The organism is Burkholderia sp. F1, assembly GCF_050813845.1.
Classification (GTDB): Bacteria; Pseudomonadota; Gammaproteobacteria; order Burkholderiales; family Burkholderiaceae; genus Burkholderia; species Burkholderia ubonensis.
Window position 1 is genome coordinate 3,061,220 of sequence record NZ_CP172421.1, and the last position, 12,623, is coordinate 3,073,842.

Genomic DNA, 12,623 nt, shown 5'->3' on the forward strand with positions numbered 1-12,623 from the left:
GTCCGACGATTTCATGGCAGAACCCACCCTCGGCGTCGCCCTCATCGCCCTCAACGCGTCCGCGCGGCTCGCGCAATGCCTCGATGCGCTGGCCTTCGCCGACGACATCGTCGTGATCGACGGCGGCAGCACCGACGACACCGTCGCGATCGCGCAGGCGCACGACGCGCGCGTGATCGTCGCGCGCGACTGGCCCGGCTTCGGCCCGCAGAAGAACCGCGCGCTCGACGCGCTGGCCACCGACTGGATCCTGTCGCTCGACACCGACGAGATCGTCAGCCCCGAACTCGCGCAATCGATCCGCACCGCGATCCGGACGCCGGCCGCGCGGGTCTACGCGCTCGACCGGCTGTCGAGCTTCTGCGGCCAGTGGGTCCACCACAGCGGCTGGTATCCGGACTGGGTGCCGCGCCTGTTCCGCCGCGGCAGCGCGCGCTTCTCTGACGATCTCGTGCACGAGCGGCTCGTGTTCGACACGCCCGCGCAGCGCCTGTCCGGCAAGCTGATGCACTACTCGTACGAGGATTTCGAGACCGTCGTGCGCAAGCTCGACGCATACTCGACGGCCGGCGCGCGCCAGCGCCGCGCGGCCGGCCAGCGCGGCGGCTTCGGCAAGGCGCTCGCGCGCGGCGCGTGGGCGTTCCTGCGCACCTACGTGCTCCGGCGCGGCTTTCTCGACGGGCGCGCGGGCTTCATGATCGCGATCTTCAACGCGGAGACCGTCTACTACCGCTTCCTGAAGCTCGGCCACGAGCCGGCGCGCTGACGCCGGCGGCGCCCGCCCCGCCGGGCGTTACAATGCCGGCCTGCCCGCGCGGCGCGCTTGCCGACGAGGCCGCGCCGCCCGACACGACGACCACCGAATCCGACCGCCATGTTCTCCATCATCATCCCGACCTGGAACAACCTGCCGTACCTCAAGCTTGTCGTCGACAGCCTGCGCCGCCACTCCGCGCACGAACACCAGATCATCGTGCACGTGAACGACGGCTCGGACGGCACGCTCGACTGGGTGCGCAGCGAAGGCATCGAGCATACGGCGTCGCCGGCGAACATCGGCATCTGCCATGCGGTGAACCTCGCCGCGGCGCGCGCGACGCGCGACTATGTCGTCTACATGAACGACGACATGTACTGCCTCCCCGGCTGGGATGCCGCGCTCGTGCGGCGCATCGAGCAGATGCCGACCGACCTGTTCATGCTGTCCGGCACGATGGTCGAGCCGGTCGACACGCGCAACCCGTGCGTCGTCGTCGGCGATTTCGGCCGGGACGCCGAGCATTTCGACGCGGCGGGCCTCGTCGCGGCCGCGCCGAAGCTCGCGCGCGCCGACTGGCTCGGCTCGACCTGGCCGCCCACGCTCGTGCACCGCGACTGGTGGAACCGCATCGGCGGCTACAGCAGCGAGCTGTCGCCCGGGATGAGCAGCGACAACGACTTCTCGATGAAATTCTGGGACGCCGGCTGCCGGATCTTCCTCGGCGCCGGCGACAGCCTCGTCTACCACTTCCAGCAGAAGAGCACCGGCAAGATCGTCAAGAACAACGGACGCCGCCAGTTCCTCAACAAATGGGGGATGACGCAGGCGACCTTCGACCGCTACTACCTGCATCGCGGCGAACCGGCCGGCACGCGCGTCGCGCTCGACACGCCGGCAGTCGTCGGCGGCCTGAAACGCGCGCTGCTGCGCTCGCGGATCAAGCGCGCGTTCAGCTGATCCGGCCCCGTCAACCGTCCGGAAACGCCCGGCGGTTCGCGTATACTTCGTGGTTTGGCCCGGCCCCCGCTGCCGGGACGCACGGCGGGCGGCACCGTGCTGCGTGCCGCCGCCGGCCCAACCGACAGGTTCCGATGCTATCGTTCTCCGCCCCCGCGTCGCGGCGCCTGGCCGCCGCCCGCGCATTCGCCGTCGCCGCGCTGTGCATGGTGCCCGTGTCGACCGCGCTGACCAACGTGTTCTGCGCGCTGTTCGCGGTCGCGCTCGTCGTCACGCCCGAGTTCTGGCGCAATCTGCGCTCGTTCGTCACCCACCCCGCATCGCTCGCGGCGCTGCTCGTGCTCGCCGCGCTGGCCGCGAGCGTCGCGTATACGGTCGCGCCGCACGACAAGGCGTGGAACTGGGTTGCGAAGTACGACAAGCTGCTGTTGCTGCCGCTTGCGGTGATCGCGTTCCGCCGTGCGGCGAACTGGGCGCCGATCGTGCGGCGCTGCTGGTTCGGCACGCTGTGCGCGATCCTCCTGCTGTCGACCACCAACTATCTCGGACTGACCGCGATCGGGCCCGCGCACGCGGCCGACTTGCCGATCTCGCGCGCGTGGGTGTTCAAGAACCACATCGCGGCCGGCATGTTCGGCGCGCTGCTGTTCTACCAGGCGGCCGATCTCGCGCTGTCGGCGCGCACGGCGCTGACGCGCGCCGCCTGCGCGGGCATCGCCGCGTGGTCGCTCGTCAACGTGTTCGTGATGCTGCAGGGACGCACGGGCCAGCTGATCGCACTGCTGCTGATCGGCGTCGTCGCCGTGCGCTTGCTGCTGGTGCTGCGCCGGCAGTCGCCGCTGCGCGCGGGCCTCGCCGCGGGCGCGCTCGTCGCGGCGGCGGCCGTGCTCGGCGTCGCCATAGGCACGACCCACGGCGGGCGACTCGCGCAGGTTGCGTCCGAGGTGCGGGAATACCGGCAGAACGACGCCGTCACGTCGACCGGGCTGCGGCTCGAGTGGTACAAGAAGGGGCTCGAGCTGTATCGCGCGCGGCCGGTGATCGGCTACGGCGCGGGCGGCCTCGAGTTCGAATTCCAGAAGCTGGCGGCCGGCAAGAGCGCCGCCGAAGGGCAGCTCACGTCGAATCCGCACAACGAATACCTGCTGATGGCCGTCCAGCTCGGCACGCTCGGCCTGCTGCTGTTCGTCAACCTGATCGCGCAGATCGCGCGCGGCAGCCTCGCGCTCGATCCGCGCTCGCGGCACCTGCTACTCGCGTGGCTCGCGATCTTCACAATCGGCAGCGTCGCGAATTCGCTGCTGCTCGACTTCGCCGAAGGCCACCTGATCGTGCTGCTCGCGGGCATCCTGCTCGGCTGTGCCGAGCGCGGCGAGTCGCTGCCGCGCGAGACGTCGGCGATCCGGCACAACACTTAGCGCCGGTTCACGTCGCGCGCGGGCTCGCGCCGCAGCCGCGCGATTCAGTTCGATTCAGTTCGATTCAGTTCGATTCAGTTCGATTCAGTTCGATTCAGTTCGATTCAGTTCGATTCAGTTCGATTCAGTTCGATTCAGTTCGATTCAGTTCGATTCAGTTCGATTCAGTTCGATTCGGCGCGCCGCAGCCGCGACGTGTCGACGACCGCCGCCGCATCCGGCCCGTTCAGCCCGAGCATCTCGGCCGCCGCGGCCTTCACGCGCTGCGCGCCCAGGTTGACGAGGCAGTCGCTGCGGCTGTCGACGTGGCGCTCGCATCCCTCGTGCCGGCATGGCACGCAATCGCCCTCTCCCTGCAGCAGCCAGACGTTCCCGTGCCGCCCCGAGCCGCGCAGCGGCCACGGGTTCTCGGTCGCGGGCCAGTGCTGCGGCCACGGCCCCCAGCGCACGGGATCGGACGGCCCGAACAGCGCGATCGTGTCGGTGCCGGTCGCCGCGGCGACGTGCGTTGCGCCCGTGTCGGGACCGATGAACAGCCGCGCGCGCCGCACGAGTTCCGCGCTTTCGCCGAAGGTCAGGCGGCCGACGAGATTCAGCACGTCGCCGCCCGCCTCGGCCGCGACCCGCGCCGCATACTCGCGCTCGCCGTCGGCCGGACCGCCCGACAGCGCAACCGCGAAGCCATGCCCGCGCAGCCAGTCGATCATCTCGACCCAGCCGTCGAGCCGCCATTGCTTGTAGCGGAACATCGGATACGGATGCAGGACGACGAGCGGCTTGCCGTCGCGCACCGCGGGCGACTCGGCGAGCAGCGCGTCGAAACGGGCGCGCCGCGCGGGGTCGTCGCCGATGCCGGGCGCGACGACCTCGGAAACCGGCTCGATGCCGATCACGGGGGCGAGCGCGAGCGTGCTGACGACGGTATGCGCGGACTGGTGATGGTTGATCGCGATCCCGTTCAGCATCATCCGCGTCAGCCACGTGACGCGCTCGGGATCGACGAGGCCGACGCGCTTGCGGCCCGCGAACCAGCTATAGAAGCGCGGCCGGTCGGAGCTCAGCGCCGCGCACGCGAGATCGTAGCGACGCCACATCGACAGCGCGTCGCGCAGTCGCTCGCGAAACCCGGCGCGCTGCGCGACCACGATCACGCGGCGCACGTCCGGATTGTGCTCGAGCACGCCCTCGGTGCCGCGAAACACCAGCATGTCGATCTGCGCGTCCGGCCAGCGGGCCTTCAGCGAGCGTACGAGCGGCGTCGTCAGCAGCACGTCGCCGATACGGCGCGGCGCGGCGACGAGGATGGTTCTGGGCGGGCGGGCGGAAGAAAACAGGGCCACGGCAATCGTTCCGTCTAGCTGGCAAACAAGGCTGGCAATGTACAGGATTTTGCAGCTGCCGGCGCGGGGTGGTAAGCAGCGGCCGGCGGCTCGCTCAGTAGGTGATTTCGACCACGCTGCCGCTGAACGCCGCGCGCAGCTCCGCGAGCAGCGTGTCGCTCGGCTTCACGCGCCACGCTTCGCCAAGGCGCATCTCGCCTTGCGCGCGCGCATTGCTGTAGTGGATCTGGACCGCGAGCCCGTTCGGCAGCGGCGCCTGCTGCCGGCGGCCGCCGTCGCGCCCGCCGCCGCGCGGCGCGGGTGCTTCCACGACGTTCGCCGCGGCCGGATCGGTCTTCGACACGTGCGGCTCGAGCACGCGGCGCAGCACGGCTGCGTCCGCACTGCCGTTCATCGTCAACCGCACGGCCTGCGCATAGCGGCTGCGCGCGCGCTCGAGATCCATCACGGTATCGGCCGTGAAGCGGATGCCGCCCGTGAACGCATCGTTGCGCGCCTGCCCCTGCACGATCAGCAGCTCGTCTTCCTTGAACAGCGCCTTGTTCGCCTCGAACTGCTCGTTGAAGATCGTGATCTCGCACTGGCCCGTGCCGTCGTCGAGCAGCGCGATCAGCATCTTGCCGCGCTGGGTCATCTGCGTGCGCAGCGACGCGATGATGCCGGCGACGACCTTGTCGCGCCCTTCCTTCAGCTCGCCGACCTTCTGGCGCACGAACCGGCGCACCTCGTCGCGATACGCATCGAACAGGTGTCCGGACAGGTAGAAGCCGAGCGCGCCCTTCTCCTCCTGCAGGCGGCGCTTGTCGTCCCAGGCCGGCTCGTCGACGAGCGCATGCGCATGCGGCGACTCGGCTCCCATGTCGAACAGGCCCGCCTGCATCGCATTCGCCGCGGCCTGATCGGCCGCTTCCATCGCGAGCGGCACCGACGCGAGCAGCTGCGCACGGTTCGCGCTCAGCGCATCGAACGCGCCGGCGCGAATCAGCGCCTCGATCGTGCGGCGGTTCACGACGCGCCGGTCGATCCGTTCGCAGAAATCGAACAGGTCGGCGAACGGCTTCTCCTCGCGCGCGCGCAGGATTTCCTCGATCGCGTTCTGGCCGCTGCCCTTCACCGCGCCAAGCCCGTAGCGGATCGTGCGCGAGCGCTTGCCGTCGGCTTCCGCGACCGGCTCGAACCGGTAATGCGACTGGTTGATGTCCGGCGGCAGCACGGCAAGGTTGTTCACGACGCAATCGTCGAACAGGATCTTCACCTTGTCGGTGTCGTCCATCGCGAGCGTCATGTTGGCCGCCATGAATTCGGCCGGATGGTGCGCCTTCAGCCACGCGGTGTAGTACGCGAGCAGCGCGTAGGCCGCCGCGTGCGACTTGTTGAAGCCGTAGCCCGCAAACTTCTCCATCAGGTCGAAGATCTCGTCCGACTTCTCGCGGGCCAGGCCGTTCTTCGCGGCGCCCGCGGCGAAGATCTCGCGATGCTCGGCCATCTCCTCGGCCTTCTTCTTGCCCATCGCGCGACGCAGCAAGTCCGCGCCGCCGAGCGAGTAGCCGCCGATGATCTGCGCCATCTGCATCACCTGCTCCTGATAGACCATGATGCCGTAGGTCTCTTTCAGGACGGGCTCGACGCGCGGATCCGGGTACTCGACCTTCTCTCGCCCGTGCTTGCGTGCGCAGAAGCTCGGGATCAGGTCCATCGGGCCCGGACGGTACAACGACACGAGCGCGATGATGTCCTCGAAGCGGTCCGGCTGCGCGTCCTTCAGCATGCCCTGCATGCCGCGGCTTTCCAGCTGGAACACGGCGACCGTGTTGGCCTTCTTGAGGATCTGGAACGACGTCGGATCGTCGAGCGGCACCTGCGCGAGCGACCAGTCGGCCTTCGACGGATCGAGCCGGCGGATGTAGCGCTCGGCCCAGTCGAGGATCGTCAGCGTGGTCAGGCCCAGAAAGTCGAACTTCACGAGGCCGACCGCTTCGACGTCGTCCTTGTCGTACTGGCTGACGACGCCGCCGTCGTCACCCTGCGTGTAGAGCGGGCAGAAGTCGGTCAGCTTGCCGGGCGCGATCAGCACGCCGCCCGCGTGCATCCCGACGTTGCGCGTCAGGCCCTCGACGCGCTGCGCGAGGTCGAGCAGCTGGTGGACTTCGTCCTCGTGGTCGTAGCGCTCCTGGAGCTGCGGCTCCTCCTTCATCGCGTCGGCGATCGTCACGTGCTTGCCCGGCTTGAACGGGATCAGCTTCGCGACGCCGTCGGTGAACATGTAGCCGAGATCGAGCACGCGGCCGATGTCGCGCACGGCCGCCTTCGCGGCCATCGTGCCGAACGTGGCGATCTGCGACACCGCGTCCGCGCCGTACTTCTCCTTCACGTACTGGATCACGCGATCGCGGCCGTGCTGGCAGAAATCGATGTCGAAGTCGGGCATCGACACCCGCTCCGGGTTCAGGAAGCGCTCGAACAGCAGGTTGTAGCGCAGCGGATCGAGGTCGGTAATGCCGAGCGCGTAGGCGACGAGCGAACCCGCGCCCGAACCCCGCCCGGGGCCGACCGGCACGCCGTTGTTCTTGGCCCAGTTGATGAAGTCGGCAACGATCAGGAAGTAGCCCGGGAAGCCCATCTTCGTGATGGTCCCGCACTCGAATTCGAGCCGCTTGTAGTACGTGTCGCGTTGCGCGTCGCGTTCGGCTTCAACCGGATACAGCTGCACGAGGCGCTTCTCGAGCCCCTCCTTCGACAGCTGGATCAGGTAGTCGTCGAGCGACATGCCGTCCGGCGTCGGGAACAGCGGCAGCTTCGGCTTGCCGAGCTCGAGCGTCAGGTTGCAGCGCTTCGCGAGCTCGACGGTGTTCGCGACCGCGGACGGCAGGTCGGCGAACAGCGCGACCATGTCGTCCTGCGTGCGAAAGAACTGGTCGGTCGTGAAGCGCTTCTGGCGCCGCGGATTCGCGAGGATGTCGCCTTCCGAAATGCACACGCGCGCCTCGTGCGCGGTGAAATCGTCGTCGGTCATGAACTGCGTCGGATGCGTCGCGACGACCGGCAGCTTCAGCTCCGCGGCGAGCGTCGCCGCCTGCTGGATGTACGTCTCGGCGCCCGGCTGGCCGTAGCGCTGCAGTTCGATGTAGAAACCGCCCGGGAACACCTTCGCCCAGCGCTGCGCGTGACGGCGCGCGGCCTCCTCGTTGCCGGCCGCGAGCGCGAGGCCGATGTCGCCTTGTTGCGCGCCCGAAAGAGCGAGGAGCCCTTCGGCAAGTTCGGTCTCGAGCCACTGCGCGTCGAGTTCGGCGCGGCCGCGGTACTGGTTCGTGAGCCACGCCTTCGACAGCAGCTCGCAGAGATTCAGGTAGCCGCGCTTGTCCTTCACGAGCAGCAGCAGGCGCGACGGCTTGTCGCGATCGTCCGGATTGGCGATCCAGACGTCGCAGCCGGCGATCGGCTTGATGCCCTTGCCGCGGGCTTCCTTGTAGAAACGGACGAGGCCGAACGCGTTGCCGAGATCGGTGAGGGCGAGCGCGCCCTGGCCGTCCGCGGCCGCCGCCTTGACGATGTCGTCGAGACGCACGATGCCGTCGGCAATCGAGAATTCGGAGTGAACGCGAAGATGGACGAAGCGGGGATCTGACATGGGCGCTATTGTAGCCGCCCCGCCGCGCAGGCTGCCCAAAAAAACCCCGCGCCGGCCGTTCGGCCGATGCCCGCGACCGTGCGCCGCGCCGTTGGCCGTACGGCAGAATGCCGGCCGGCGCGCGGTTTGCGGGATAATACGGGTTTTCGCATCCGCCGCCCGGCTTCGCACCCTTTTTTGCGAGCCTCCGTGCGACCGTCGCACGGCCGCGGCCGCTCTCTCGTTCGACCACCATGAGTATCGTCAATCTCGCCGCCTACCACTTCGCATCACTCGACGCGATCGAACAATGGCGCCCGCTCGTCACCGCCCGCTGCAACGAACTCGGCCTGCGCGGCACGATCCTGCTCGCGCCGGAAGGCATCAACCTGTTCATCGCCGGCCCGCGCGAAGCGGCCGACGCGTTCATCGCGTACATCCGCCACGACCCGCTGTTCGAAGGCAAGTTCGCGACGCTGCAGTTCAAGGAAAGCGTGTCCGACTCGCAGCCGTTCCGCCGCATGCTCGTGCGCCTGAAGCGCGAGATCATCACGATGAAGAAGCCGGCGATCAAGCCGGAACTCGGCCGCGCGCCGTTCGTCGACGCGCGCACGCTGAAGGGCTGGCTCGACCGCGGCCACGACGACGCGGGCCGCCCGGTCGTGATGCTCGACACGCGCAATGCATTCGAGGTCGACGTCGGCACGTTCGACAACGCGCTCGACTACCGGATCGCCAAGTTCAGCGAGTTCCCGGAAGTCATCGAGGCGAACCGCGCGGACCTCGAAGGCAAGACGATCGTGTCGTTCTGCACGGGCGGCATCCGCTGCGAAAAGGCGGCGATCCACATGAAGGACGTCGGCATCGACAACGTGTACCAGCTCGAAGGCGGCATCCTCAAGTATTTCGAGGAAGTCGGCGGCGCGCACTATCACGGCGACTGCTTCGTGTTCGACTATCGCACCGCGCTGAACCCGCAGCTCGAACCGACCGCGAACGTCACCTGCTTCGCGTGCCGCGCAGTCGTCACGCCCGAACAGCAGCAATCGCCGGCCTACGTGGCAGGCCAGTCCTGCCCGGCCTGCCTGAACGCCGTCGGCGCCGCCAGCGCGGCGTAAGCGCATTCCGGCCCGCCCATCGATGAACGGCTATCGCGGCCGCTTTGCGCCGTCGCCGACCGGGCCGCTGCATTTCGGCTCGCTCGTCGGCGCGCTCGCGAGCTGGCTCGACGCGCGCGCGCACGGCGGCGCATGGCTCGTGCGCGTGGAGGACATCGACGGGCCGCGCACGGTGCCCGGCGCGGCCGAGGACATCCTCGCGACGCTCGCGCATTTCGGAATGACGCCGGACGAGCCGCCCGTCTGGCAGAGCGCGCGCGAGGCCGATTACGCGGCCGCGCTCGAGCGGCTCAAGGCGGCGGGGCTCGTCTACCCGTGCGGCTGCACGCGCAAGGAAATCGCCGACTCGCTGCGCGCCGCGCACGAACGCCACACGACGCTCGCCTACCCGGGCACCTGCCGATCGGGCCTGCACGGCAAGCCCGCGCGCGCATGGCGGCTGCGCGTGCCGGACGGCGACGCCGCGATCGTCACGTTCGACGATCGCTGGCAGCACATGCAATCGCAGAATCTCGCCACCGAGGTCGGCGACTTCGTGCTGAAACGCGCGGACGGCCAGTGGGCCTATCAGCTCGCGGTCGTCGTCGACGATGCCGATGCGGGCATCACGCACGTCGTGCGCGGCGCCGACCTGCTCGACTCGACCGCGCGGCAGATCTACCTGCAGCGCTGCCTCGGCGCGCCGACGCCGTCGTACCTGCACGTGCCGGTCGTCGTCGACGCGAACGGCGAGAAACTCAGCAAGCAGACCGGCGCGATCGCGCTCGAACGCGACGATCCGCTGCCCGCACTGCAAGCCGCGGCCGCCCATCTCGGCCTGGCGCCGGACCACGGCGAGCTGCCGGGCGCAACGCTCGACGCGTTCCACGCAGCGGCAACGGCCGCATGGGCGCGGCGCTTCGGGCCGCAGGCGGGCTAGCGTACCGCCATCGTCCGCGCGCCAACGCGGGCGCGGCCCGATCGCCGGAATCGATCCGGCACCGTTTCTCTGCGACTCAGGGACGACCACGCGCCGCCGTACCGCACCCCATCCGCCCCCGCAAATGAAAAACGGGCGCACGCTGCTTGCATGCGCCCGTCTTGCCGCGACCTTTCGATCGCGGCCGACCGCTTGTTACGCTTACGCCGACGGCTTGCGCGGCATCCCGAACCCGCCGAGCAGCGCGGCCACCTGACGCTTCGGGCCCTTTTTCTCGTGCTGCGCGTGCTTCGCCTCTTCCGGCTGCTTCGCCGGCGCCGACGGCTCGTACGGCTTCAGGAAGAAATCGTCGATCGGCGCCTCGTGGCGGCGATGATGGCCGCGCTCGGCGCCGGCCGAGCGACGCCCCGCTGCGCCGCGATGCTCGTCGCGCTCGCGCCGGCCACCACGCTCGCCACCGCGTTCGCCACCGCGTTCGCCACCGCGTTCGCCGCGTTCACCGCCGCGCTCGTCGTGACGGTGCCGCGCCGGCTTGTCGAGCGCCAGCGTCTGCACCTCGAGCGGACGCTTGATCAGCTTTTCGATGTCGGCGAGCTGCTTGCGCTCGTTCGGGCTGCACAGCGACAGTGCATCGCCGGTCGCACCCGCGCGGCCGGTACGGCCGATCCGGTGCACGTAGTCTTCGGCACTGAACGGCAAGTCGAAGTTGATCACGGCCGGCAGCTCGGCGATGTCGAGGCCGCGCGCGGCCACGTCGGTCGCGACGAGCGCCTCGATTTCGCCGCGCTTGAACGCGTCGAGCGCCTGCATCCGCTCGATCTGCGTCTTGTCGCCGTGGATCGCCGACGCGACCACGCCGTCGCGCTCGAGGTTGCGCGCGAGTCGGCTCGCGCCGATCTTGCTGTTGCAGAACACAATCACCTGCTTGAGCCCGCGATCGCGCAGCAGCTGCACGACGGCCGCCTGCTTGTCGCCCTCGGCGACGTCGTAGACGATCTGCGTGACGTTCGCGTTCGTCGAGTTGCTGCGCGCGACCTCGATCGTCTGCGGGTTGCGCAGGTAGGTCGACGCGAGCTTCTTGATTTCCTGCGAGAACGTCGCCGAGAACAGCAGCGTCTGGCGCTCCTTCGGCAGCAGGTTCAGGATGCGCTGCAGGTCCGGCAGGAAGCCCATGTCGAGCATCCGGTCGGCCTCGTCGAGCACGAGGATCTGCACCTGCCCGAGGTTCGCGGTCTTCTGCTGCACGTGGTCGAGCAGGCGGCCCGGCGTCGCGATCAGGATCTCGACGCCGCGGCGCAGCTCGGCCATCTGCGGGTTCATGTCGACACCGCCGAACACGACCGCGCTGCGCAGCGGCGTGTGCTTTGCATACGCATGCACGTTCGCGGCGACCTGGTCGGCGAGCTCGCGGGTCGGCGTGAGGATCAGCGCGCGCACCGGGTGGCGCGCGGGCGATGCGCTCGTGTTGGCCTGCGGCAGCAGGCGCTGGATGATCGGCAGCGAGAAGCTCGCGGTCTTGCCGGTGCCCGTTTGCGCGGCGCCCATGACGTCGCGGCCGGCGAGCACGACCGGAATCGCCTGCGCCTGGATCGGCGTCGGCGTCGTGTAGCCCTGCTCCGCAATGGCTTTCAGGATGTCGGCGGCAAGGCCGAATTGATCGAAGGTTGCGTCGACTGGCTTGGCGACAGAATCGGACATGGTGGCGTTTCGCTCAAAAGGCGCGGCGGGGACATCACGCGTCAGCTCGGCCCGACGGGCCGCTGCGCAAATCACATTTCGGAAGTAGACGGAGCCGCGGCGCGCCGCGCGGCGCCGCTCTGGCGCTTTGGACCGTAAGGGCCCAGGGCCGTGCGGACTCCGTCCGGCGCGAATGCCGGCGGAAAGGGTCGTATTGTAGCACTGCACGGCGACGTGTCCGTGACAGCCCGCGCAGCGGCCGAACCGGGCGTTCAAATCCGGCGTTCGAGCGCCGCGGTCGGCGCAACGGTCCGCAAGCAGGTTCAGTCCGAATTCAGCCGGGAATCCTTCCCGGCAAACTGCCCCTGCGCATCACCCCTTCTTCTTTTTCTTCTCGACCTGCACGCAGCCGGACAGCAGCGGCGGCGCCTTCTCGTCGGCAATCTCGTCGCGCAGCGTCGCCTCCTTGCCCTTGGTCCACCACGTATAGCGTCCGGCCTGGTAGCGCACGCCGGACGCCGACACGGTGTCGACAAACAGCAGCCGCTGGCCGTTGACCGGCACGAGCGCGAAGCTCTGGCCGTTGCCGGCGAGCCAGTACGACACGCGCACCGGCTGCTTCTGGTTCGCGCACTGGTAGACGACGTTCTGGCGCGCGTCCGCGTCGATCTCCTCGACGGTCAGCTGCGCCGCATGCGCGGCGGAAACGGACAGTCCGGCCAGCGCGAGCGCGGCGAGGGTTTGACGAATCATGCAGGTCCTCTCACGAGACGGTGTTGTGCGCAAGCGCGCCCGCGCGGGCGCGCCGGTGTTCGTTATGCGGGATC

At 69.0% G+C, this 12,623-nt stretch carries 9 protein-coding genes; 5 read left to right on the forward strand and 4 right to left on the reverse strand.

Features of this window, described 5'->3' with window-relative positions:
• Positions 1-13 precede the first annotated feature (13 nt).
• From ACFIMZ_RS14410 to ACFIMZ_RS14420, 3 genes are all read left to right on the forward strand, one after another.
• On the forward strand, positions 14-766 hold the full coding sequence (locus tag ACFIMZ_RS14410; RefSeq protein ID WP_431820096.1) for a glycosyltransferase family 2 protein: 753 nt from the start codon (positions 14-16) through the stop codon (positions 764-766).
• 108 nt (positions 767-874) lie between these two features.
• The gene (locus tag ACFIMZ_RS14415) at positions 875-1,717 is read left to right on the forward strand and encodes a glycosyltransferase family 2 protein (RefSeq protein ID WP_431820097.1); all 843 of its coding nucleotides are present in this window, start codon (positions 875-877) and stop codon (positions 1,715-1,717) included.
• A gap of 134 nt (positions 1,718-1,851) precedes the next feature.
• Positions 1,852-3,135, forward strand: coding sequence for an O-antigen ligase family protein (locus ACFIMZ_RS14420; protein WP_431820098.1), 1,284 nt, complete (start codon positions 1,852-1,854; stop codon positions 3,133-3,135).
• A 164-nt stretch (positions 3,136-3,299) separates the two neighbouring features.
• Here ACFIMZ_RS14420 and ACFIMZ_RS14425 read toward each other — a convergent pair whose 3' ends face one another.
• Positions 3,300-4,475 (reverse strand): glycosyltransferase family 9 protein, encoded by a 1,176-nt coding sequence (locus tag ACFIMZ_RS14425; protein WP_431820099.1) that lies wholly within the window; start codon positions 4,473-4,475, stop codon positions 3,300-3,302.
• Positions 4,476-4,569: 94 nt separating this feature from the next.
• Positions 4,570-8,103: a DNA polymerase III subunit alpha gene (dnaE, locus tag ACFIMZ_RS14430; protein ID WP_431820100.1), complete on the reverse strand. Its 3,534-nt coding sequence runs from the start codon at positions 8,101-8,103 to the stop codon at positions 4,570-4,572.
• 233 nt (positions 8,104-8,336) lie between these two features.
• Between dnaE and ACFIMZ_RS14435 the strand changes: the two genes are divergently transcribed.
• Both ACFIMZ_RS14435 and gluQRS read left to right on the forward strand, forming a co-directional pair.
• On the forward strand, positions 8,337-9,200 hold the full coding sequence (locus ACFIMZ_RS14435) for a sulfurtransferase (RefSeq protein ID WP_431820101.1): 864 nt from the start codon (positions 8,337-8,339) through the stop codon (positions 9,198-9,200).
• A gap of 22 nt (positions 9,201-9,222) precedes the next feature.
• A complete protein-coding gene (gene gluQRS / locus ACFIMZ_RS14440; protein ID WP_431820102.1) occupies positions 9,223-10,119 on the forward strand; it encodes a tRNA glutamyl-Q(34) synthetase GluQRS in 897 nt (298 codons plus the stop codon).
• Positions 10,120-10,320: 201 nt separating this feature from the next.
• Here the strand turns inward: gluQRS and ACFIMZ_RS14445 are convergent, their stop codons facing one another.
• Together ACFIMZ_RS14445 and ACFIMZ_RS14450 are read right to left on the reverse strand one after the other, a co-directional pair.
• Positions 10,321-11,817: a DEAD/DEAH box helicase gene (locus tag ACFIMZ_RS14445; protein ID WP_431820103.1), complete on the reverse strand. Its 1,497-nt coding sequence runs from the start codon at positions 11,815-11,817 to the stop codon at positions 10,321-10,323.
• A gap of 351 nt (positions 11,818-12,168) precedes the next feature.
• The gene (locus tag ACFIMZ_RS14450) at positions 12,169-12,549 is read right to left on the reverse strand and encodes an MliC family protein (protein ID WP_431820104.1); all 381 of its coding nucleotides are present in this window, start codon (positions 12,547-12,549) and stop codon (positions 12,169-12,171) included.
• Positions 12,550-12,623: the final 74 nt, after the last annotated feature.